Source organism: Vibrio sp. 10N.261.51.A4 (assembly GCF_041471945.1).
Taxonomy (GTDB): Bacteria; Pseudomonadota; Gammaproteobacteria; order Enterobacterales; family Vibrionaceae; genus Vibrio; species Vibrio crassostreae_C.
Window position 1 is genome coordinate 22,134 of record NZ_JBFRPJ010000012.1, and the last position, 25,563, is coordinate 47,696.

General features: G+C 44.2%; 15 protein-coding genes and 1 pseudogene. 4 read left to right on the forward strand and 12 right to left on the reverse strand.

The features are described 5' to 3' along the window. Positions 1-36 precede the first annotated feature (36 nt). Both AB4384_RS03760 and AB4384_RS03765 read right to left on the reverse strand, forming a co-directional pair. Positions 37-1,344 carry an LssY C-terminal domain-containing protein gene (locus AB4384_RS03760; RefSeq protein ID WP_017070602.1) on the reverse strand — a complete coding sequence of 436 codons (1,308 nt, stop codon included), beginning with the start codon at positions 1,342-1,344 and terminating at the stop codon, positions 37-39. 14 nt (positions 1,345-1,358) lie between these two features. Next, complete coding sequence (locus tag AB4384_RS03765) at positions 1,359-2,087, reverse strand: glycosyltransferase (RefSeq protein WP_102320613.1); 729 nt, start codon at positions 2,085-2,087, stop codon at positions 1,359-1,361. Between the two features lie 367 nt (positions 2,088-2,454). Between AB4384_RS03765 and rplY the strand changes: the two genes are divergently transcribed. Further along, entirely contained in the window at positions 2,455-2,733 is a 279-nt protein-coding gene (gene rplY, locus AB4384_RS03770) for a 50S ribosomal protein L25 (RefSeq protein ID WP_017060373.1), read from the forward strand. A 168-nt stretch (positions 2,734-2,901) separates the two neighbouring features. On the opposite strand, the gene AB4384_RS03775 is transcribed toward rplY, so the two are convergent. The 7 genes and pseudogenes from AB4384_RS03775 to AB4384_RS03805 form a co-directional block, all read right to left on the reverse strand. Continuing rightward, a complete protein-coding gene (locus AB4384_RS03775) occupies positions 2,902-3,294 on the reverse strand; it encodes an NUDIX hydrolase (protein WP_102320614.1) in 393 nt (130 codons plus the stop codon). A 61-nt stretch (positions 3,295-3,355) separates the two neighbouring features. Beyond that, a pseudogene (locus tag AB4384_RS03780) lies at positions 3,356-4,109 on the reverse strand (nucleotidyltransferase domain-containing protein). A 14-nt stretch (positions 4,110-4,123) separates the two neighbouring features. Next, on the reverse strand, positions 4,124-4,660 hold the full coding sequence (locus tag AB4384_RS03785; protein ID WP_102320615.1) for a GNAT family N-acetyltransferase: 537 nt from the start codon (positions 4,658-4,660) through the stop codon (positions 4,124-4,126). Between the two features lie 50 nt (positions 4,661-4,710). Beyond that, positions 4,711-5,106 (reverse strand): DUF3465 domain-containing protein, encoded by a 396-nt coding sequence (locus tag AB4384_RS03790; protein WP_102320616.1) that lies wholly within the window; start codon positions 5,104-5,106, stop codon positions 4,711-4,713. A 58-nt stretch (positions 5,107-5,164) separates the two neighbouring features. Continuing rightward, a complete protein-coding gene (locus tag AB4384_RS03795) occupies positions 5,165-5,416 on the reverse strand; it encodes a TIGR03643 family protein (RefSeq protein ID WP_017091136.1) in 252 nt (83 codons plus the stop codon). Between the two features lie 123 nt (positions 5,417-5,539). Next, a complete protein-coding gene (locus AB4384_RS03800) occupies positions 5,540-6,352 on the reverse strand; it encodes a hypothetical protein (RefSeq protein ID WP_102320617.1) in 813 nt (270 codons plus the stop codon). Positions 6,353-6,570: 218 nt separating this feature from the next. Then, positions 6,571-6,996, reverse strand: a complete 426-nt coding sequence (locus tag AB4384_RS03805; protein ID WP_017065381.1) for a hypothetical protein — start codon at positions 6,994-6,996, stop codon at positions 6,571-6,573. 528 nt (positions 6,997-7,524) lie between these two features. On the opposite strand from AB4384_RS03805, the gene AB4384_RS03810 reads away from it, so the two are divergent. Both AB4384_RS03810 and AB4384_RS03815 read left to right on the forward strand, forming a co-directional pair. Then, positions 7,525-7,716 (forward strand): hypothetical protein, encoded by a 192-nt coding sequence (locus tag AB4384_RS03810; protein ID WP_017065380.1) that lies wholly within the window; start codon positions 7,525-7,527, stop codon positions 7,714-7,716. Positions 7,717-7,922: 206 nt separating this feature from the next. Continuing rightward, positions 7,923-8,342 carry a BLUF domain-containing protein gene (locus AB4384_RS03815; RefSeq protein ID WP_372128963.1) on the forward strand — a complete coding sequence of 140 codons (420 nt, stop codon included), beginning with the start codon at positions 7,923-7,925 and terminating at the stop codon, positions 8,340-8,342. A 106-nt stretch (positions 8,343-8,448) separates the two neighbouring features. On the opposite strand, the gene AB4384_RS03820 is transcribed toward AB4384_RS03815, so the two are convergent. The 3 genes from AB4384_RS03820 to AB4384_RS03830 are packed head-to-tail and all read right to left on the reverse strand — an operon-like array spanning position 8,449 to position 23,397. Next, a complete protein-coding gene (locus tag AB4384_RS03820) occupies positions 8,449-9,399 on the reverse strand; it encodes an OmpA family protein (protein WP_372128915.1) in 951 nt (316 codons plus the stop codon). 60 nt (positions 9,400-9,459) lie between these two features. Next, complete coding sequence (locus AB4384_RS03825; protein ID WP_372128917.1) at positions 9,460-12,975, reverse strand: hypothetical protein; 3,516 nt, start codon at positions 12,973-12,975, stop codon at positions 9,460-9,462. Between the two features lie 27 nt (positions 12,976-13,002). Beyond that, entirely contained in the window at positions 13,003-23,397 is a 10,395-nt protein-coding gene (locus AB4384_RS03830; RefSeq protein ID WP_372128965.1) for a hypothetical protein, read from the reverse strand. Positions 23,398-23,703: 306 nt separating this feature from the next. On the opposite strand from AB4384_RS03830, the gene AB4384_RS03835 reads away from it, so the two are divergent. Further along, complete coding sequence (locus AB4384_RS03835; RefSeq protein WP_372128920.1) at positions 23,704-25,563, forward strand: helix-turn-helix domain-containing protein; 1,860 nt, start codon at positions 23,704-23,706, stop codon at positions 25,561-25,563.

Consider the following 25,563-nt stretch of genomic DNA (forward strand, 5'->3'; position numbering starts at 1 on the left):
TGCTAGGGCTTAATTCTATCGACCTTATATACAACTCTATATATCGTTCACAGCAACATCCAAAGTTTGTGAATTATCACTAAGGGTCGTTGCTCCAATCGTTAATACCCGGCCATCAGTGTAATAGTCATGATCGTCATTGATCACTTCCACCGTTGCTAATGGGTACTTGTCTAACTCGATGTCTGGTAGTAACGTTCGTATCTGATTAGCAAGCCGATCTCGCTCTTCATCAACATTAGGGTCAATGTTATGAAGCACGGTCACAATGCCTGAGTAAGGCGTGACTTTAAGGCCATCATCATAGCTAATTGCGCCTAACCACTGAGGCTGGTTAGTTTTAATATCAACACCTGCACGCCACCAACGAATATGGCTGCGCTTCATCAGGTTACCCGGCAATTGAAAAGCCATATCTTGCGGCTTGTCTCGCCAATATAAATCAGACACTGGCGGCGTTTTTTCTCTAAGCAATGCGAGATAACCAACCCATTCAATCTCATTTCGAGAGAAGGTTTGATTCTCTATCCAGCCTAATTGCTTCATTAAGTCTCTTGGGGTTGCTCCAACATAAATTACGTTGATCGCTTGCGCCGAGTAGAACGAAGATTTACCGGGGAACGCTTTATAGGTAACCGAGTTCCAGTCGACTTTGTTTATTTGAGCCGTCTCTGGTTGATTCTGAAAGTCATCCGCTTTCCAGAAAAAGTGAGCGTAGTTCGCAAACAATACCCACGCCAACAACAGCGCACTAGACTTAAGTACTAAGCATCGCCACTTCATTCGGTAACCGATAATGGTGAAGACTAATACCGCGAACACACCAACGATCAAGCTATTATGCTCCGAGATAAATATCTTAAGGCTATTAAGCCACGGGAAGTTTTCAACGCCGTGCGCCAGTAACATGCCCCAAGCAATGAACTGCCCTCCACCAAGGGCCAAACCGATAAACGCCAACACACTAAAATTACGCCACGGTACACGATGCGAGCCAGCTATAAATGGCACAACCCAAGCGATAGGCCCTAATAAACGAGCAAAAAGAATGATGTATGTGCCTTTGCGAGCAACCAGATAGCGGCAGCGCGCAATTAATCTTTTGGTTTTAGGGCGAAACTTAATGAGCCTTCGTTGCACCTTAACACCGTATTTATAACCAATGAAATAACTGAGTTGATCACCAAGCAAACCACCTAGCATCACCAAAACCAACGCCATCCATGCACCTGAATACAGTTGAAAGCCCGCTGCGATAAAGAACGGCTCTCCCGGTACAAATAGGTTTGGGCCAATGAGAGCATCACCCAATGCTCCCAGAAACAACCCTAGTCCATCAAACATAACAACCTCAACGCTTACTGTTCTTTGTAGTGACCAAACTTGTAGTTCATCTCGTTATTACGCATTTCTCCTTTAAAGAAGCGTCTTACATTGGCTTTAAGATAAGTAGAGCCTGTCTTCACAACGCCATCTTGGTCTAAGCGACGTGGGTCAAAACCAAAAGTCATATTTAGGAATCTAAATCGCCATGTTTTGCTCGCACGTTTTACGTAGTCACAATCTTCACACAGGACGATCTCTTCATCAAAACCGCCGATCTCATCATGCGCCCGTTTAGTCGAGAAAATACATGCGCCAATCGCCGTCGGGAAAAAGAACTGAGTAGTAAACAAGCCTGCGTTAAATAGCCCGTAACCAAACTTGTGTACAAGCGGCAAACCTTTCGAGCTCATGTACACACCCGCCACTTCAAGCTTCTTCTCTTCTAGTTCATAAAGCGCTTTCGCAAGGAAGTTTCGAGGCAAGCTCACGTCAGCATCTAAGAAAAGGATTCGGTTGTATTGCGCCAAAGCAGCCCCGGTGTTTCGGCCAAGGCTCACACCACGGTTTTCCATGTGATGCACCGTTAATTTTGGCAACGCGTTTTCATAAGCTTGCGCCACTTCTCTGGTGTTATCTTCACTGTTCGAGTCGACAACAATCACTTCAAACTCTTGGTGGGTTTGCACGCTCAACTCTTCCATTAAGCGGCTAATGCGTTTCTCTTCGTTTAGCGTAATTACGACAATGCTTACCGGTTTCATATTTTCACCTATTCATTCTGCTGTTTAATTAACACTAAGATTAACGAACTAAGACTTAACCAAGTCTTAGGCAAACATTCATTTTCCGTTCATTAACTTGATGATTTAGCAGTGATATAAATAGATAAGGATTGCGATGTAAAAGGGAGTAAAATACGCTAAACAAGCGTTAGCGAACGTTTTATCTCCAAACGAACCCATTATCGAAGGAAATTCACTTTGAGATGGGCTTCTGACTTGCTCATATTGGAATGTGATGTTAGTATCCGCGCTCGCTTAAGCATGAACTTTTATGTTTAAGCATTACCACACACTCAAGGTCGCATTGAGGTGTGAAGTTAATTTTTACTAATTTGAGAGTAAAACTATGAAATTTGAAGCAGTAGTACGTACTGAACTAGGTAAAGGTGCGAGCCGCCGCCTACGTCACGCTGGTAAATTCCCAGCTGTAATCTACGGTGGCGAAGCTGAAGCTGTAGCTATCGAACTTGTTCACGCTGACGTGATCAACCAAATGGACAAGCCTGAATTCTACGAAGCAATCACTCTACTGATTGACGGCGCAGAAGTTAAGGTTAAGCCACAAGACGTTCAACGTCACGCGTTCAAGCCAAAAGTTGAGCACATGGACTTCATCCGCATCTAATTCCCTACCAAGGAATAAGATTGGATTAATCCAGCCTTCTGCATAGAAAAGATAATCGATCTTACCAGTCGAGAAATCTAGAAATTCGAAACCCCGATGCTACCAACATCGGGGTTTCACCGTTTTTGAGCCCTCAAAAAACGTCCAAAGCATCTTATCGAATCCAAACTAAAGATACCTACCCACGCGCTCTACTTCTTTCAAAGCAATACCATCGGCTGCTATACCAACAGGAGCTGAACCTAGTGAATACCACTTAACATCATCAGTCTCTTGAGCGGTGATATCTCCTTTCCAGTCACTCACGATAAAATAATGAATCAACTGAAGTTCCTTCGTAGGATGGTAAAGCGAACACAAGTATTGGTAATCAATCGGAACAACATTAAGCTCTTCATCAAGTTCACGAAACAGCGCCTGAACCTGGTTTTCACCGTGTTCAATATGGCCGCCAGGTATAGTGATTAAACCGGGATCGGTCTCCCTAGACTCACTACGCGTTTCTAGTAATACCTGCGATTCCTTCAGCATGATAAAAGAAACACACTCGTGGACATCCATCTAATTTTCCTAAAGCCGTTACAAAAGTAGTTAAGTTTGTTGTTCTAGCTTGTGTTAATGCTTAATTTACAACAAGCTTTTTACTCAGCCTTTCATACAATTCAAAAGCTTCTGTTTTAGATATCAAATTTCCGAGAGCGTATTGATGAGCTAGCTCAATATCGTCGCTTTGATTGGAGTAATAGCGCTTGGCGACTGCAGCGCACTGGCTCAGATTGGTGTACCAACTGCCGTCTTGCTCAGCCACAAAATAATACGCCGCTCGCACTAACTTTTTACCAATTACCTTAACGATATCCGCATCAGTCATTGTTTTGAAACTCGAGGGCATTTGCTTAAGAAAAGTCGATAAATCGCCATTAAGAGCTTGGGCTATTTCATTGCTGGGCTTATATCGTGGAAACTTTATAGATAGATCATTCCCCCAAATACAACAGCAACAATGCTTGAGCCAAAACTGCCAATGGAATTCTTCGTTGGGTTGCAGAACATCCCGCAGGAAGCCAGGATCGATATCAAGCTTGGTCACTTGCGGATAGGTTTGGGGTATGGTGTCGGAAAGTAGGTTAAATACTTCCTTTTCTCTCTGACCAACAGGCGTAGCGAGTACGATAGAAACATCCAAATCAGAGCGACCAACAATGGCCGTTCCTCTAGGCACGCTTCCATACAAGTAGATACCATCAACTTGACTTGGAAGTTCTCTTAGCAACGACTGCTGACACCACGTCTTGAAATTCAGGCGCAATGTTCTTTGGCGAATAAAGATTTTGAATGAACCCTTCTCTATCGAGCCCTCTATCTAGCTTCTGCATACCACTTTCCATCACTAAGCCTTTTTCCAATCAGAACGTAGAACCGCCAACACAACTGTATCCCACCATTGACCTTTGAAGAATCGATGATCTTTAAAACACGCTTCTTGTTTCATTCCTAGTGACTTACATAATTTAATCGCAGCCAAGTTCTTGCTGATGGTTTCAGCGTAGATACGGTGTATGCCTAACTCTGAGAAACCAAAATCAGCGAGGGCTTCAGAAGCTTCTATAGAAAGCCCTTTTCCCTGAATTTCCCTTGAGAAAGCACAGCCCATTGAAGCTTGTTTATCGCGTTCAAGACGTAAACAAACGGTTCCAATAAACTTCCCCGAATCTTTGCTTTCAACCGCTAGCTGATAGGACTGGCGTGGTACTTCCAAAGCCTGTGCAACAAACAACTGGGTTAGCTCTCGATATTTGTTAGGTTCACAATCACTTTCATCATAGAAACGCTGATACTTAGCGTCTTGAGACATCGCAACAAAGGCACACTCGTCTTCGAGACTCATATCTCGAAGAATCAACCTGTCAGTTTCCAGCTTAAACATCAAAATTCCTTTTTATCTTATAGCCTTGAAAGGAAAAGTCTCGGAGGTGTTTACTCGTATACTTTCCCGTTATGCTTCAACCAACCATGAGTGTGATGATTACGAGGGTCTTTGTGCGTCCAGTGCATTACGCCACCTTTCTTGTTCCATTCATATTCACCATAAAATTCAACTCGATCGCCCTTTGCCAGTCCCTGAACACGAGGCGCTAAGTCAATATTATGTGCGACTAACAAGGTTTGTCCGCTATCGAGTCGCAAAATGAATTTCTGATGTCGAGAGCCTTTATTATCATCAGGAAGTACTCGATACACCGTACCCGATCCGCGCACCTGAACGTCGCTTTGGTGATTTTCGTAAGCTTGCTTAAGTCGCGTATCATTCGCTTGAACATGACTGATGCCGAAGCTAAGCAGCACTATAAGTAGAGCGAAAAATTGTTTCATTCCTTTCATTTCCCATATCTGTGTGTTGATTTGGGATACTGGTTGGGCATCCCCTCTTTTAACAATGCTTGTACTGAGTTGGACAATAACCTCTCGAAACGTCCGAACTGCGTAGTTTTACATGCTTGGTCGAGCGCCCAGAAACACGTGAGCGCCACAGCTTAAAACTGCCAAGCTTGAGATGGCTACGCATGAAACGAATCACTTGTGATTCATTTAAACCAAATTGGTGCTCTATTGCCTCAAATGGCGTTCGGTCTTCCCACGCCATTTCGATAATTCTTGATTCATTCTCTTTAGATAGCATCATGCATACTCTTCCTTTATAAACTGGAAGAAATACGCCCGTCTTAGATTTAAAGATCACAGGACAAACACTTTGAATTGAACGCGTTATAACGTTCGATAAAACAACAGACTACCAACTAGGCAATCATGGGGTTAAATAAGCTTGTGCGAACTCTCTAAGCACTCTCGCATTATTGTGGTATTTGCTATCCCCGCACTTTGTGCCATCTACTCTGATGTCCGGTCTGGAATATGCAGGTATAACATCTCGCTCATAAGACATCACTGTGCCTCTGTCAGCACAAATTGTACCGAAGGAATATTGAGGAGCTCTTGGATACGTTCCAGAAATGTAACTTTCTATACTATCAAAATCTTTCAATAACGTTTTATAGTCATGATTAGCACCACTTAAATGGCCAATTTCATGCTCCATTAAGTAATCAGGGCAGTTTATCGCTAAAGAAAAAAAGTAGGATACCGAAGAAGACATACCACAATAATCAGACTCAAAGCTAAAATTATAATTAGAAAATACTATCCCAGTAAAAATGGGGACGCCGTCTTCTGTTGTTTCTGGAATCGGTTCTTCCATCGAGAGTTTTAATAACCTCTCTGCTGCGCCCAAATCTTGAAACCAAAGGCTGTCGATTTCAGACGTATAAGTCACCTTAGTGACTTTTCTCGTCATAGGGACGCAGGAGTTTTTTAACACCAGATTCGAATAGCTTTCCCATGTCGCTATTTTAGAGGCTATAAATGCTTTGGAATATTCATCTAACACCGATTCATCAACATAAAGGTGGATTTCTGTATTCAAAACCTCGCTCTGTACACAAGTAGGAAACTCGATGCTTTGAGCATTGGAGAGTCGACTATTGCTCAACACTATAATCAAAACACAACCAACTAACTGGATGAGCCTTTTAAAAGAACTCTCACTGACTCGTGTATTCATTTCCACCCTCTCCCTATATTCAAAACCACAAAGAGCATCAAAAACGCCGTGACTTAAGATTCATATCAACCCCCATTACACATATAAGCATTGGCCTCTCAAAGTAACCTGCACTACCTGTGTTTTTCAGAAAATAAAAAGCTCGCCATACAATGACGAGCCTTGTTGATTATGGGAGCTTAACGCTTATAAGACCTTAACCTTAACAGATCTAGCCACTAAGACAGCTGATCGCGTAAAGCCAATTCAACGTTTTTCAATACTTTGAACTCTTCTCGAGTACAACCGCGCGCCACGGAAACCCAATGGTCGCCAGTTTCATCGGCCCCTTTAAACTCTGCACGCAACTCATATCGTCGCCATGTAACAAACGCCAAAATAAAGGTCAGTGCAAGCATTGGTAAACCGAACTGAGGAACAAATGCCCAAGTCGCCGCCGAGAGGACTAAAGCCAACGAAACGATATTGATTGCGTTTTCTTTAAGACCCAATTGACGAATTTCTAACTGTTTGATTTTACGTAAGCTATACACATCTTTTTTAACTCGGAGTTCATCAGAACCCACCAGAAAGTCTGATGCTTTGTATGACCTACGAAGTCGCACTAAATTCGCTAACCTGTTGCGTGTTTGGTTCTTATTCATCGCCTTTCTCCATGTTATTTAAAGGTTAGTAAAAACTAATATAATCATGAAGTTAATGAACGAATGCTTGTTTTATAAATCAAACCAATATTAAAATCAAGCCTATGCAATTAATACCAATTATAACAACACCACTTAGCATATAAAATTCAAATAAAAAGAAGGCTTATTGAGGAGTCTACTCATCGTAAATCGATGTACTTTAGTTAAGTGAGATATAGGCCGATAATATTTCCAATAACCGACCAAACATACCAAACGGCGGGCATAATTCCTCCTGCTTTGTAACCACTTATTTCAACGCGATTTTTGCGACAAACTTCGTGTTCAAGGAATGCTGAACAGTGGTCACATAACGCTCCACTTGTCATAGGTCGCATAACTCCCTTGCCCACCATCCATCCGGCTGTTAAATACCTGAATCACTCAATTGAACATATCAATATAGCTTATCGATTAAGCAATTGATCTCATAATGTAGAGTCTGTACGCTTACACTATGCACACGGTTACCTAATGAAGATCACGATGAACGAACTACTGACATGCGGTATGGAACAGAAACAACGAACAACGGTGACGAGTTTATTCGCAAGAAATGGATTTAAGATCGCAACGACTGACTTTGATGATGTGACTTTCGAACGTGAAAATGTGTTGGTCAACGTTCGATTTGATTCCTCTTCTAACGTTGAATCGATTTCAACTCTAAACAACTAACGAGCTCACAAGCAGGTCGCTAAAATAATTGAATGGCCAACATTCGAGTCATTTTAGCGTATCTTGCAACCTGCCCTTTTCTACTTCATCCCCACCCTCTTCTCTTCCAAAAGCCACCGAGTGACAATTAAATCAATAACTCGCAATTCCATGATCTTGGCTTATATTTATTAATATCCTTTGAAAAAAAAATCGAAATGATGCCTATGTTCCTAACTCGGTTAATTTATGTCAGTACGCTCTGTGAAAGTTGCGATTCTCAGGCTTTGAACGACATTCTTCAGATTTCACACGACCGCAATAAGCAAAGCCATTTAACAGGCCTTCTAAGCCACAATGATAAGTATTTCCTGCAATGTATTGAAGGTTCGAGAACCACAGTGAACCATACTTACAATCATATCTTGAATGACACGCGACACAAAAACGTCATGATTTTATATTTCAAAGAAATCGATTGTAGGCAGTTTGGTGATTGGTCTATGGGTGACATTCCACAATCTAGCCTAACTGAACTGGTTAATTTACAGTTTTCAACATCAGACCAGTTCAACCCGTATGAGATGTCAGGAGAAAGTGCCTACCGAATGCTTCTGGAATTGAAACAAAATTTGCCATCAGAATAGCTCTTCGACCCAACTTAATCCGTAGAGCAAGCAACAAAAAGCCCCAACGTATGGGGCTTTTTGCGTTTTATTGTAAAGGCAACTATTCGTTATTCTTCGGTGAACTCTACTCGCTCTCGCTGCTCACCGCCTCTTTTTCACTGCCGGCAAGAGCCTGCTGTTCGGCGGTAATATCAGATTCTTTGAACACAATGAACGCGCGGCGGTTTAATGCATCGGCTTTTTCAGAGCGTTCATTAATCGCAGGCTGCAACTTACCAAATGACTTCACTTCCCAGATGAACTGCTTAGGGTCGAGTTTGGTTTTGAGGTATTCAACCACCGTTTCTGCGCGGCGCTCTGCTAGCTTTTCATTGTAAGAAAGTGAACCCGCTTGGTCGGTGTGCCCTGCCACCATTATGCTACCTTGCAGGCCACTCAACTTAGTTGTGAAGTCATCTAACTGAGTTAGATCTTCTTGCTTAAGCACTGATTTGTCGAAATCGAAGTGTGGCGTCATTGCCATATAAACTTTACGTTCTGGTTTTGGTGGCTCACAGAAAGGCATCTCTTCGTACTTCTGAGCTTCTTCAAACACGATAAATGCACGGCGGTTCTCCGCTAGGTCTTTATCTGTCTTACCAAGCAGAAGGGGTTGAGTCTCACCAAGGTGTTTTACTTCCCAGTCATATTGCGTTGGGTCTAGTTGCCCTTTCAAATAATCTGCGACCGATTTAGCGCGTCGCTGTGAAAGGCGCTCATTATATTCGAGAGAACCCTTGAAATCAGTATGGCCGACAATCGTGATGCGCCCTTTTAAGCCTCTGATCTCTTTAACAAAGGTATCTAAGTTGATCTTGTCGAGGTCGCGTAATTGATATTTATCAAACGCAAAATGCTCTGCGATGGCGATGTGCACCTCACGCTCTGGCGCCAAACACTCGCTTATTAAAAACTTAGACACATCGATGCCAGCAAACTTGTCTCGGTTCTCCTGACTCACATAGGTGTCGGTTGCACAGCCGGAAAGCAGCAAAGTACTCATCACTGCGCTTATTAGGAAAATAATTGTTTTCATCTTACTCTTAACTGTCACTTTGAATTCTCAACTCTTAACTTTCGACCCACTTGGGCAGGCTTAGATCTTACCGACTAAGTTAATGAACACACCAGATGCGTCGTAGTCATCATCATTGGTTAAGTCACTATCAAACGCAGAGAAGTTATAACCAATCCCCATTTTGAAGTTCTCGCCGATGTGCTTGTTCACCGAAACTAATGCACCGTGTTCTAGCTCATCGTTGAGAGTGTCTGTTTTCCAGTGGTATTCACCCGTCACATCCCACTCTTTCATCACGCGGTAAGAAGCACTTAATCCGTATAGGTCGATATCGCTTTTGACCAACTCATTCGAACCAGACGCTCGTTCAAAAGCTTGCTGTTTGTCTTTATGGGCGTACTTAGTACCGACGTCCCAGTGTTGGTCGATTGAATAGATCGCTTCAACTTCAATGATCTGGCTGGTTTCATCTTGATAATCCACATCGCGATCCAGTTGATCGAAATCTGCAATGTAGGTGTAGCGGCTCAGTAAGTTGAGTCGATCGTTGTAGATCGGACGATACGCGAGGCCGCCAGTGGCTTCAGTGAATTGCGCCATGGTTTCGCCCGTTGTTTCACTTTCGGTGATGGAGTAGTTGTACTTGCCGAACAATGTGTACTCTTCCGTTAAGTGATGCGTGTAACGGTTGGTCGTCACGATTTGTTGCAACTCTCGCTGAGCGATGTCAGGGTCGTCTTCACTCTTATCCACTCGATATTCAAATTTGTGGCTTAGGGTGATGTCATCTAGGTCAATTGAAGCATTGAAGCTGATGGACTCACGCTCTGTGGTGATGCTCTGGTCATCTTCAATTTCCCCAAGCTGATAACCGATCCCCATCTCGACATCTTCCGTCACATCGTAGCCAAAGCCGTACGAGTCGATACGGCCATGACCATCATTTTCATCAACAAACTGGTTCTCTTGGTAAAAATCGACACTGCTGGTGAGGTCTGCACGCTGACCAACAATCACGTTGTTTTGGCCTTCGTAGTTATCATCTACATAAGTTACGTATGTAGAGTGGTCATCAGACACATCGTAAGTCACGGTCGCTTCGGCAACTTGGCCACGGTCGCCGTCGGTGTATTCACCACCCAACGACAAGTCTTCCAATACTTGGAATTCAGCACCAATCGATGCGCTATCGTTCTCGTCGTAGTCATCCGATTGAGAGACTGTGGTTTGGCCTTTAAAGTAGACGCTATTGTCGCTATCCCACATGTATTCCAAACGCACACCCGCCAAGGTCGCATCGCTGTGTTCGTCGTTTTGGTTAAGCTCTTCAGTTTGTTGCCCTGCCGCCGAAACTTTGATGTGCTCGGTGATTTTGACTTGAGTCTCAATCTCAATCGTTTCAGTATCTGTTTCTAGATTACCATCGACATCGCGCTCTTCATTGGTCGAGAAGCGAGAGAGAACCGCCAAGCGATCGGTAGCTTGCAAACGAAGTTCAGCACCGTATGCCTCTTGCTCTAAATCATCGCTGCTGCTTGCGTAGCTGTATCCCGCGTCTTTGTCTCGATACCAAAGTTTCAGGTCATTACCAACAGCACCAAAAATGGTTGGAGCAAGATCATAAAGGCTGGTGACAGCTGTGATTTGGACACTGTCGCCCTCGCGGTCTTCCAATGTGTCGCCAATTGGCGTAAAGGTTAAGCCGCCATCAACAGAGACAAAATTCGACTCAGTTTGAGTACCTTCACTGTGTGCAAACTCAGCCTTAATGTAGGTACCTTCTGTTGCACGCAACGTTAAGTCCGTACCGTAAGACTCGTAGTCTTGGTTGTCCTTTTCTTGAGTTGCATACGTCACGCCAACACCAACGTAATCGTTGATCCAACCTTTAGCACGACCACCGTAAGACATCGCGTCTAATGAATCTGAACCTTGTGGAACATACTCATAATCGACAACCAGAAAGTTTTCGTAATCATCGCCGTTTTCAATCACGCTGCCAAAGCTGTCGGATAGGATGTTGTCGAGTGGCTTGGTCAAAATAATTCGACCTTGGTACGGGTCAAAGTCATAGTCGACGCCCGGCTCAAGTGGAATTTCATTCTGCACTAGGCCAGATTCATCTTTTACTTTTACGTAAACTTTGTCACTTCCCGGTACCGCTTCACCATGACGAAGGAAGTACAGAGAACCGCCTGTACCCAAGAACTCATCGTGTGCATACAAGGAATCAGCTTCTGCGGTAAAACCGACCACGTTCAAACGATCTTCACCGTATTGTGTAGTATCGCGAGTACGATAATCAGCTTTGAAACCATAGAGGCTGCGGTTGTAATCGTTGTTTTCGGTGCCTGTTAAACCCGTGTTGTAGTTACCCCACAAGTATTGAGACTTATCGTATTCAACATTGAGGTAAACCTTGCCCTTGGTGTTGACCACTTTTTCGATATTTGAGCTATCGCCATAGTTGCCGTAATAAAGCTCATCGTCGTCTTCAAAGATATCGAACACATCCGAATCGTCGGAGGCGAACGGATGTTTGAACATGTCTTTGATTTCACTTTCTCGCGTATCAAAGTGAGTCGTTACACGAAGTTTGTCGCCAAATTTACCCTGACCAAAGTACGCTAAACGACCTTGGTTGTAGATGTCATCTTGGTACTGGTCATCGACACTTAATGCATCGCTATTACCAGACACATTATTCTTACCAACATAAAGATCAGCCAAGCCAGTTTGTGCGTAGTACGTATCTGGAATACGAACGTAAAGCTTGTAACGACGTTCATCACCGTTATCAAACACAACCTTGGTTGGGAAAATGTAGGAATCTGTTGGTAAGTACTGCTCTGCGTATAAGTTGCCATCTTCGACATCAAATTCATCTTCACCGATGATGACTTTATCAACGCCTTTCAAACCGGTGCCGATGAACTTCGCTAAACCCGCATTGGTCGGGATGTTGTGACGCATCAGCTTTGCCTGTCCGTAACTTTTACCTTTGCTCTGTTCATCGTCGTTATCGTTTCGGTCGATATCGACTTCAGAGTCCGGCTTAACTAAGTCAGTCACACCAACGGTGGTCACATCCATGTTGCCATCTTTGTCCCACGCTTTTAGGCGGAACATCAGCTGCTCACCGACCTCAAACTGATAATCAACATCAGTTTGACCATCCCAATTGATGTCAGAGTCGTTCGCCAGTTTATCGCCTTCAAGCACAGCGATTGGCTCAGACAGACCAAAGTCACCCACTCGGTACACTTCCAACTGGTACTTTTTGATGTAGTAACCGTAGTTGGTGGTAATGGTGAAACCGACGCTGTCACGCAGTGTGCCTTGTTCGACTTCTAATTCATCGCTGACACTGACATCTAATACTGGGTCAAAGCGAGTGATGTCACGGCTTGCCCAAATAGCGCCTTGCTCTAAGTAAATACGCGAGCTGTCTTGGTCTTGGTTCGGCTTGGTGATTTCAATGCCAGTCGTCTCAGAACCGAGTTTTTCAAGCTTACCTGTGTCTTTCGCTACCGCCATCACAGGAATGGCCGTTAACACACACGTCGCTAAACGAGACTTACTAAATACTTTCATACAATTTCCAGTTACGGTTCCAATGGCTTACTTCTGTTCACTTTGTTGGTCTTTGCGATGAACGCTAAAGTTGAACTTGGTGAGCTTGTTCGGGGTAATTCGCAACACTTTTGGGTTTTCGCTCACCACTTCCATGGAGGTGGAGAGCGAATCAGTGTCCAACTTCACGAGGAAGTTCTTACCTTTCTTATTGAGTACCCATTGGTCGGGCACGTGGTAACGACCGTACTGGTCTGTGTAAATAACGATTCCCTCAACCGTCATCAACTTAACGCCCGGAATACCATCTTCGTAAATACCTTTGTTCTCGATAACGATTTCCCACAGGTAATCCTCGCCATCGCGATACAGGTTTCTGGTTACGTTGAGGTTTTCCGCGCTCAGTCCCTTTTTCTTGTCCGATTCATGCTTAAACTGAATCTGACCTTGTGCGTCGAACTCGATACGAGAGCCCGCATCGGTTGTGACGTAGAAATCAAAGCTTTGCTGTGTGCGAGTTTTAAATTGAATCACCACTTTGCTGGTTTCTGGCAGTGTTCGGTTCACTGAATGTCCCCAAAGGTCACCAAGCTCCAAACCTTGTTCAAGTGCAGTGGTTATCGCACCATCTTGAATAGCAACGTCTTGACCATCACGAATGATGTGCGTCGAATCAGCGATGTAGCCTTGTGTTGCTAAGTTCGCAGTTAGCTCAACATCAAACGCGGTTGCATCAGCTTGGAATCCATCTTTGTTATGATCTTCAAAAACTTTACCGATGATCGATGAGGTATCGAACACCTTGTCCGGCTCAATGGTCACTTTGGCGATGTCTTCATTAGAAACAGCCGAGCCATCAACCTTCGCTACTGCGGTGTTGATGTAATCACCAAAAGTGGCACCTACCGAGACACGCAATAAGTAACGAATACGCAGCTTCTCGCCCGGATCAAAGTTCAACGATGTGAACATTAACTTGCCCGTATCTGATGGATCTTGAGAGATAACCTGATCGTCTTCCGTACCGAACTCACCATCAATGCCGCTTAGCACAACTTCTGATGTATCCACGATGTATTTCAGACCACCTGGGTAACGGTCTTCCACAGTCACGTTCTTAAAGTAAGATTCATTGTTGTTCTCAACGATGATCTCGTACTCAACCGCATCACCCACTTGCGCGGTATCTTGCAACGCAGACTTGGTCAGCTCCAACTCTCCAGAATTATCAGGAATCTTCTTGATATGAGTAGTTACACTGTCGCTGGTTTCGGTACCGTCAGATTCGGTCGCCGTAAAGGTATTGGTAATGTCGTCATCCAAGCCCTTACCTAGCGTACCCACGACCTCAAACGCGTAAGCATTTCGTTTGTTGGATTTCAGGTTAACGGTAGTGTCTAAGTCTTTATTCGACGGGAAAGAATGACGCTGAATAACCGCGCCCGAGTCGTCGACTTCCACACCTTCAATTGTCCAATCGATAAAGACTTTATTACCTGTGCTGTTTTGTAGTCCACTGATCTCATCGGTTAGACGAACATTAGCCGCGTTACCTTGACCGTTGTTGGTCACGGCTAAGTAATAAGTGACACTGTCGTCATCTTCGGTGTATTCAGGCTTATCAGAACGTTTTTCAACAACCAGATCAGCACCCACTGGCGGCAAATCCAAAGCAGATACTTGATCTGCCACTGCCTGCATCGAGGTTTCTGATGCCAACATGCCTTTAGAACGAGCGCGCATCGCTGGGCTACCAGTTAAGTCGAGGTAGTATCCAAGCACATCGATATTAGTCAGCATGTCTTCGTTGACCGTCAATGTGAACGTGTAATCAATCTTGCCGCCCGGCGATATGTCGACCAAGGTGAACAGGTCTTTGTCGTCATCAAAGGTGCCAGGTTGAGTTTCAGCCCCTTCTGATGTTGCCGTTAGTGTCCATTCATCAAACGCATTACTAAAATTACCATCAATATGATCACCCATGGATTCAGAGAACTGGGTGTAAAGCGCGACATCTTTGGCTATACCTCGGCCTATGTTTTGCACCACTAAGTGATACTCAACCTGCTCTCCCGGCACGTAATACGGGGCATCGGTAAACAGCTCAGCTTGAACCACAGCCGCAACTGTTTGAACTGGAGGACTGATAACATCGCCGCCATCTACTTGCGCAGTATTAATGATGTGTCCGGTCGCGGTATCGACTACGGTGCCTTTTGAGCGGAACACAACTGTGCCGTGCGGTGCAATATCCACACTGTACTCAATCGGGCTAATTTGCTCCGTCGTCGTTCCTACCGTGGTTGACTCAACAACCAAAGAAGTGGTTCCAGCAACAAAAGCAGGCCCAGTGGTACCATCGTAATAGCCCACCTCTATCGTGCTCATGTCATCGACAACACTTAAATCGCTGATGTAGTTGTTAGAGGTGTTTTCAATGGTAATCAAGAATTCCAGCTCACCACCCGGCTCATACTCGGTTTGTACGTTAGTTTTCGTCGCAACAAACTCAGAGTCTTTCGGTGTCATGACTACCGTTGAGTCTTGTGGTGTTCCGTTATAAGTGATGGTTGCCGTGTTACTGATATCGCCAATCGCCGTCGTACGAATCAACGCCTTAACATGGAATGTCACGGTACTTTGTGGCGCCACATCCATACTCACATCGATATCTTCACTCAAGTCGAACGTCTTGGGAGTGACAACAGAGCGATCATCCGAGGCGTCAAAGCTCACTTCCCATAGTAGGAATGCCGACTCTTGTTTATCCGCGGTCGTGTCGACTTGAATGTCACTGATGATGTCTTGAAGTTGAACACCAGATGCAAACGCATCAGAGCTGTTGGTTACGGTGATGTCGTAGTTAATCAGCTTGGTTACTTCATACGATGGCGTATCAACCGTCTTCTTGACCGAAACCGTCGCCAACACTGGTGTACTGGTAGCACTGTCATCAAATGTTGTGCCGTCAAAGGTCGCTGATGCGATGTTAGTAATATCGCCTGTCGCCAACGGATTAGTCGCAACTTGAATAGTGAAAACAATACTGTCTTGAGGCGCAATATCGAGCGTCTCATGAAGGTCTTCACCACGGGTTGCATCCGGTACTGGGGTTTCACCGGTTGTCGATACCGCCGATATTTGGATTGAAGCAGGGTCAAAAGCTTGTTCAGTCGTACCACCTGTAATCGTGGTTTCAACCGACTTCAGCGCATCTTCAATAGCAACATCTTCAGCCCAACCTAAGCCGTTATTCTTAACGGTCACGGTGTACTGAAGTGTTTCTCCCGGAAGGTACTCTGCTTTATCGACATCTTTAGTGATCTCAACTTGCGCATCTTCTGGAATGTAGGTCGCGTCTGCAGAGTGCTCACCGTCGTCGCTATCAACTTTAACGACGTTAGTGATCTCGCCTTTGGCCTTATCGTTAACAGTGTTGGTCACGACAAATGAATAACTGTCACCCGGGTGAATGCTGTAAGTCGCACTATAACCCTGTGCGTTATTAACCACATCTTTGCGAGCGTTCAGGGCTGGATCGCCACTGCCATCAAGCTGTTCGTCGCTAATGATCCAATTACCTGTCAACGCTTGCTCTTGATCTGGGCTGTTAGCCACCTCTGTCATGATGGTATCGATGCGATCCGTCAGGACTTGATCGACAAGGTAACCTTCACCTGTGTTAGCCACGGTGATCTTGTATGAGATAGGTTGACCCGGTTGATACTTAGCATCAGGTTCTGCAATTGGCGTCGTTTCTTTGGTTAGAACCAATTGACCCGACTTCGGAGTGATAAAGCCTTCTCGTAAGCGAGCGATCTTCGAATCGTCCAAACCATGTCGTAGATAAGCCGTATTGGTAAAGCGCCCAATCGCATCATCACGAACCTTGCCTTGAACGTGAATACGGACAGCTGTGTACTTATCACCACCACCCGTCCCGGCATCGTCTCGCCCAGCCATCTTGATCGATTCAACAGGTAAATCGATGTCTGGACTGTTTTGACCAACTAGCTTATCAAGCTCAGAGAAGTCATTAGCGTCAGGGTTTGACGGCGCCGAGTTATAAAGCACATCGTAATCAACCGTCCATTCTGTCAGTGCCGTTTTCATTGAGCCATCGACAGTCTCGACTTCAAAGCCGCTGATGATGTCTCGAATAGAAAACAGGCCAGAATCCACATCGTCATTGGTGATGTCGATGTAGTAATTCACTGTTCCTCCCGGCACGTACTCAGGCGTATCCGTCCATTTATCAATTAGGATATTCGAGCGACCCGGATCAAGTACGATGTCGTTGGTGTTATCACCGTTCACTTGCGCCGTGTTGGTAATAGTGCCTGTCGCTGAAGTCGACACGGTGCCTTTCACATCAAACACAATACGCTCGCCAGGACGAAGATCGACAGTTGCATTCAATGGGACGCTACCGTTGTAGTTACCTTGCACGTCATAAGTGCCTGCAGGTTCAACCGCAATAGCCGTTGTCCAGCTAGAGAACGCATCATCACCATCTTCGGTTTTGATGGTGTGAATCGCATCAATAACGCTCACATCATTTGCGATGCTATCGCCTGTGTTATCTAACGTAACTTGATACTCAACATCACCACGTGGTGCGTAAGTACAACCGCTGCCATCGTTTGAAGGAACAGAACACCCTGCCGATTCACCATCGGTATACACCAAGGTTTTGAAGTAATCGAGCTCGGCATCTTTAGGGGGGATCACTTGCGACGTTGCAGAGCCACTTCCTGCGGTCACTTGGTTCGCATCAATCGTGCCCAAAGCGTCGTCACGAACGACACCGGTTAAGTTAAAGGTCAGCCCTTCTCCCGCGGCAATATCGGTTTCAATGTCAAGGTTGCCACTGGTGTTGTAGCTTGGTACATAAGTATCAATATTGGCATCAATACCATTGCTGACTTCATGGGTCATATCGCCAGAAACAAAAGCGGATTCCGTTTTACCGCCAATCACTTCGACTTGAATGTCTGTGATTGTGTCTTTGACCTGAATATCATTCGCCCAACCGTTCTCAGGGTTTGTGACTACAAATTCATACTCAACTTCGTCACCCGGAAGATAGGTATCACCATCACTGAACGGGTTGCCGTTGATCGACACCACACGTTTTTCAACACTGGTATTATTTTCAAGCGGCATTAGAGTCGCAGTACGAACCTTACCGTCATAATTCGCTTTATTTTGAATGTCACCCAATGCATCTTCACGAATTTGAGCATGAATAGTGAACGTTAGGCTTTCTTGAGGCGCGATAACAATGTCGTTATCAATATCGATGTTATTGCCCGGTACAAAGTCAATCGCGTCGGTAATAGAGCCTGTCGCAGCCGTTTTATCTAGGCTAACTTCCCAGCCAGCCAAGAACGGTTGTCCAACAGGATCACCACCTGTGGTGGTGCTGTCTTCTGCAATACGAGTTTGAATTTCCGAAATCGCATCTTCTAGGCGAGAACCATATTCAATACCATCACCCGCATTCTTAATCTCAACGCGGTAATAAACCTCACTCTCACCAGAAGCTTGAGAATATTCAGTTTTTTGCGAAGAGAAGCCTGCATCATAAAACGCTTTTTTAGAGAACGTGACTTCAGGATCCGCCATCGTTGATGGTGGCGATACCGCGATCAACTCATTGCCATTGTCTTCGTCGATGAAAGCTTTGTTGGTAAAAGAACCAACCGTTTTCGGACTGATCTTGGCTTTTATGACATAGCGGACAAACGCTGACGATGCAGCTCGGCCAAAGTTGTCTGCCGAGATATCGAAGTGAGTATCAATCGGCTTATTGTCTTGGATTGAGTTATCAACATCTGGGTTGGAAATACCTGAGCTATCAGTGAATGTTTCAATCGTCCAGCTATCAAAGGCAGGGCCACGCGTTCCATCAAAGTATTGAGTGTTAATTTGGTCGATGTCATCACGCAAGCTCATATCATCAACGTGGGCGCTCGCAATGTTCTCAATTAAAATTTCATACTCAACATAACCACCTGGCATGTAGTTAGTTGCGCCAACCAGTTCGTTTTCATCCGTGTCGTAATACGCCAGAATGTTCTTTTCAAAATCAACTTTTCGAGCTTCTTGACGAATATCATGAGATATCGTGTCACCATCAACGGTTAGAACGTTAACAACATCACCATTGGCTTTGTCATTGATGGTCGCGACAACTTGGTACTCAAGCTTAGCGCCCATCGGAATATCGGCTTCAACATTTAGGTTACTGTTGGTTGATGTGTAAACATTGCCAGCACCTGCGCCCGCATCCACATACTCAGAATCAGTTCCAGTTGCGATCGATGTGATGGTCCAATCTGAATACGCTGGTCCTGTATTACCATCCACTAAGCTGACCGTAATATCTTCGAGGTTATCGACGATTGGAATATCGTGAGCGTTACCTTTGCCGTCATTCTCAATCACTAAGTGATAGGTCACGGTTTGAGCGGGCTCGTACACCGCTTCATCAGTCGTTTTATCAAAATCTAAATGGTAGCCATCGGGAATCACGACGGTATCTCGATAATGAATATCACCGACCGCATCCGGTCTTACGGTACCTGTTACTGTGTAAGTCACGTCTTCGCCAGCATCGATATCAATCGAGGTTACGATGTCAGTGTCGTTCGCAACATCACCGTCTTTGGTACCATCTGTTGTACCCGCGTTCGCAGGATCGCTCTTAGCAACCGCCACCGTAAACTTGTTTGAACCTACCGAATCATCGAAAAATGGATTACCTGAATTGCCATCTTGTAGCTCCACTGATATGTCATTAATCAGTTCGTTAACGTCTACGTTGTTTCGATAACCATGTCCATCTTGAGAGTTGTACCTAATGGTATAAGTCAACTCATCTCCCGGAGAGTAGCGGTTAATGTTAGTAGTGCGAACAACGCCGCCGTTATTATGTACCTGATGGTTTTCAGCCACGGCACGTTTGGCATACTCACAATCGTCAGTACAACCGGCATTATCATCATGAATCAGCACGGCTTCGTTGCGGATTATGCCGCCGTCTCTGTCCGCTACACCGTTAGATACCGCATTGTCTTTGACATGCGCCTTAATACGCACCGTGACAAAGTCTTTGGCCGGAATTGAAACTGGGAACTCCACATCTTCAGTCGTTTGAGGGCCGAAACCAGAGCCAGTATCAACAGACCAATAGTCAAACGGGTTTTGATTAAGAACATCTTCTACTTCACCATCTTTATCATTCGCTAGCGTAGTAGTGATCTCACTCAGGCGATCCATGAAGATAAGATCGGTCTCATCAGTGTCGCTGTTATTGCCAATAACGATGGTGTAGGTGAGATCTTCACCCGGCGTGTAGCGGACAACATCGGTCGTTTTGGCTAATGAAACATTGATGTCATAGGTACTGTGTGAGTTATCTATTTGAGCGGAAGAGCTGTGGTCACGGTCTGTAATAGGATCGTAAACATCAACACGGTTCGATACTTGTTCTTCTTCATAGTCAGACTTAACAATGCCGCTCACCTCATAGTGAACCCACCCTCCGGGAGTGATATCAACGTCGGTATCGATGTCAGTGTCGTTAGCAATGTCACCGTAACGAGAACCCGGTTTATCTGTGTTGGTCGAACCTACAATTGTCCAACTATTAAAGAAGTTAAGCGCTGAAATACTATCTTGTACCGTTGCGTCATTTGCATAGCCAACACCGCGGTTATAGATATAAATATCGAACGTAGCGCGCTCACCTACAACAAAGTCGGTATTTTGAGCGGTCTTAGCGACTACAAGATTCGGCTCGCTAGGATAGGTACGTACCGTATCCGATAGATTAGTATCTGGTCCCGTCACTGTTGCGGTATTGGTGAATGCTCCCCAAAGAATCTCACTGTCGACACTGCGATCGAGTGTCCCAACAATGGTATAAGTAATCGTCGCACCTGGCGGGATCTGAGCGGTGGCATCCAGATCATTGTTATCCGAGAACGATCCAGGGTCAGTCACGGCTTTCACCCACGGGGAGTCTGCCTCTCTTTCTGCACTGATCGTCCACGAAGAGAACACGGGCTTGGTTTCACCCGGCTCGTGAAGTAACTCTGCTTCTATGGTACTGATTTCATCTTTAACATTGATGTTAGAGGCGAAACCGTTCCCTGCTGGGTTGGTAATGCTGATCGTATAAGTGACAGTATTGGTGGTGTCGGTATACGCGTTTTGTTCGTCATGACCATCAACACGCTTATCCAATACTAAGTAGTAATCTCGTGGGTATGAGCCTCTATCGGAATAAAGTACGCTGTCAACCGTCACTTCATTACGGATTTCATCATCGGCAATGGGGTTTACGATCGCGGCAATGCTATAAACGATCTTATCGTGTGGAGCTAGCTTTGCCTTCACATCTAAGATCTTTTGATTCTTCTGATTACCTTCTATGTCATCAGTAAAGCCGGGATCACTGTTTGTCGAAATTGAGCCGTCAGAGGCATAAGATTTCGCAGTAATAATCCAGCTCAAATACGCTTTAGTCGGTGTATCATTAATAGACTGAGTCATGACAGAGACTAAATCATCATAAACCGGTATATCAATCGCATAGCCGTCACCGTTATTCTCTACCGTGATGTCGTAGTTCAGGGTACCGCCAGCTGAGTAGTAACGAGAATCCACTTCCTTTTGGACCTTTAATTTCGAGTTTGGCATTTGGACGCCAGAACCCGACTCGCCTAAGTTATCCCCTAAGCACAAGCCGGCATCGGTACCATCATCAACAATCTGCCCCACACTGGTGTCTGCCACTTTTGCGGTCAGCTTATAATGAACGAAGCCCTCAGGTGCGAGGTCGACTTTCAAATTGATGTCGTTTGTTGTCCAAGTATTGTAATTAAATGAACCATAATTCGATCCTTCACCACTTCTATCAGCGACTTCAAGCTTCCACTCGGAAAATGCTGAAGCATTAGAGCCATCCGCTTGCTCTGTCACGATACAAGCAAATTTATCGACAACTTCGATATCGTTGGCGAAGAACTCTGTGTCCTTGTTAGAAATAACAATGTCATAGACCACTTCGTTATCACCGACTATCCCCGGAACATAAGTCGTATCTGTGGTGTTCTTATTACGTGTAATTTGACTTGATGACGTCGTCAGAACGTCTTTCGAATCGAGAATATTGGCCAAAGCATCGCCAGAATCTGCGTGGCCATCAGCATCAACCACTCGGGCTGCAACTTGGGGAATTTGACCAATAGACACAGGGCTAACGTCCACCACAACGGAATAAACAATCTGCTCACCGGGATAGATAGACACTTTGTCTTCTAGTGACTTGTTGGACTCCTTTCCAGATGCATTGAGTTCAGAAAGGCTATTAGAACCGATCGAGGTCACTTCATTGGTCCAAAAATCGTAAGGGTTACCAACCGTGTCAGTTGCGTTCTTTTCGTTGCTGACATCGTTACCTAGATCGGTTTCAAGATCCGCAAGAAACTGCTGAACCGAATAATGGTACGCGATACCAGTGTTTGCTTGATTAGCAACCGTGACCGTATAGGAAAACTCATCGTCGACTAGGTAGTTATCCGATTGGTTCAAGGTATGTGTCAGGGTGATACTAGGCTCAGTGGGTGGAGTGATAACCTCATCAACTGTGACCAAGTCATCGCGTGTTTCAGCGGTTATACCGTCATTAACAATGTCGCCGACTAAATTGTCGGCAACGGTCGCTTGAATTTCGTAAGTCACTGACCCACCTATATCAATCGACGCAGCACTTACTGATAAGTCCCCTGATTCGGCGAAGGTGCCTGGATCGCTTTTGCTGCCTTCAACCTTGCTTACTGAGTTAACGTTGTCAGTAAAGGCTTGTTGCAAAGCCCCTTCAATATTGAGTGCCTTTATGTCTGAAATGACATCTTGAACGTCGATCGTCTGAATAAACGTATCGCCAGTGTTCGAAACCTTAATCTTGTAGGTGAGTTTGTTATTGAGTTGATAGTTCGTCTTATCGACTGAAACAACAACATCATGTTGGTACACACCACGCTGAATGGATTCTGTATTTGATTCAACAGCATCCAATAGTCCAGTGCTCGCACTTGCGACGTTATCAATCGTACCGGCTGCGTCAGCAGAAACGGTGGCGACCATGGTGTAGGTCACCGACCCACCAGCCGCAATACGCACACCTGATGCATCTAAGTTTCCGAAGCGACTGTAATCACCTGGAGATGACAGGAAGGAGGATTGCGCTTGAGTCGAGACTTGCGAGAACGCGCTGACATTATTCCCTTGGTCATCTGTCGTTAAGATATTTAACAGCTCATCCTTAACGTCCAACTCAGCAATAGCTTTATCCGACTCATTCGTTAAAACAAGCGTATAAGCCACCTCTTGGTCGTTGTCATAAGACGCACTGTCAACAGACAGATCCATAACAAGACCCGTTGTGTCCGCATAGGAGGCAAATGGAAACAACAAAATGGATAAGAAAAAGGCAAGATTGTATCTAAACATTAACGCGCACTTCACAGTAGATTGATAAGTGTCTAGGCAAAAAGCCATAGATTTGACGTCACTAATTTGGCACTTAGCCTGTTAGGGACATGCGCAACATACAGTTCAAATAATCCGAACAATTAACATCTGTAAAAAACAAATTACTGAAGATGTTAAATAGAGAATCTGATGTCTAAATTAGAATCAAGACATTGAGTTAATTATCAGAAGGTTAATGTTTTAATGAGTGAGTTTTCACAGTTGTTACGTAACTTCAGAAAGGAACTTCAATTTACACAAACAGAGTTTGCAACCTACTTAAATCAGCTGGACGACGAGTTTAATGCGGTTGACGTCGTAACGATAAATCGTTGGGAAAACAGCAAGGTAAAGCCTAGTACATACAAAGCACTCAAGATATTACAGTACCTTGGCGGAGATTTGTTTGAGACAATAAGGAGCTTTAATTCCGAACAAAAAGACACGTTAATCGAACTGTTTTTAAACGAATCCTATGGCTCATTTCAAAGTAGAATTTCAGCTCTATCAGGCCTGAATCAACAACAAGGCAAACGCAACTTTAAGTCACTGCCTTTAATGTCAGAGCCGTGTGACACTGGCGTTATCGACAGAATCAAACTACTTTCTAAATTCACAAAAGTCGATATTTCGCCACTGGACCAAATTGATTTATATCTCTACTACTGTGAGAAAAAAGCACATGGTCACAAGCTGATCAATGTTGATGGCGACATTGTGAGTCACAACGTAGGCTTTTTCTTTGAAGACCATCAATTTGAAACATTAAAAACTCAAGAGCTAGATCTAAGAATGGCCTGCTCTTTAAATTCAAGCAAAAGCATAAATTATTTTAATATAAGCTCACACTCAGAGACAAAAGATCATGTTATTGAGCATATAGTTTCAGATATACAGTTACTTTCTCAGAACAAAAACATTAAAAAATATTCTGTTTTAGTAAAAGACCCCAATATGATGAGACTCTTGAAGAGTGTGGGGTTTGAAGTATTTAAATTTTCAGAACCTTCTGCTAAAAAATGTAATATTACATTCAAAAATAAATATTATAGCTACTGTATATTAACGATTGATAAAATAGAGTATCTGACTAATCGGAACGTAATGTCACTAATCAAAGATGAATATTCTACCATGATGAAATTTCCGCAATTACTGCGCGAAGCGCGCAAGAAATTGAAGTTAACGCAAAAGGATTTTGCGGCATACATTAATCACTTAGATGATGAATTCAGCTCTGTAGATGTCGTAACGATAAATCGATGGGAAAATAGCAAAGTAAAACCAAGTAATTACAAAGCCCTAAAGCTATTGGACTGCCTTGGTCTGGACTTGTATACAACGTTGAAATCCTTTGATTCAGAAGATAACGAAGACAGTGCATTACTTGAAGACTTCCTTCGTGAGAGGTTCTTTTCGTTTCAAAGCCGAATATCGTCTATCTCTAAAGGGGAAATAGAAGAAGGCTGCGACTGTCAGATCATGCCACTAATGACAGATCAGAATGACAAAGCAGTAATAGATAGAATAAAGCTGATTTCACAATATACAAAGATGGATCCTTCAGCCCTTGATACCATAGATCTGTTTCTCTATTGCAGTGAAAAAAAGGCGCATGGCAGAAAAATGGTCGATGTTAATGGCGATATTGTTAGTCATAGCCTAGGTTTTTTCTTCAACGAAGAGGTGTTCGAGCAATACCAAAATAAGCATCTACATATTAAGCAAGCTTGCTCTTTAGATTCTAACCAGAACTTAAATTACATTGTGGTTAGCGGTCACTCTGAGAAGCGCGAACAATCTATTGCGAACCTGATTTCCGATATGAAGCTTCTTGCAAGCAATACTAAGATCAAGAAATTCTCTATGATGATCAAAAACCCAAATGCATTGGAGCTGATGAAAAACCTTGGATTTGAAATATGGAAGTTTTCAGAACCAACAGAAGAAAAGTCGAACATCACCTTCAAAAACAAAAACTACCGCTATTGCGTACTGACTATCGACAAGATTGAATTACTGAGTAATAAACATGTTATTTCTTTTATTAGTAAATATGGTTAA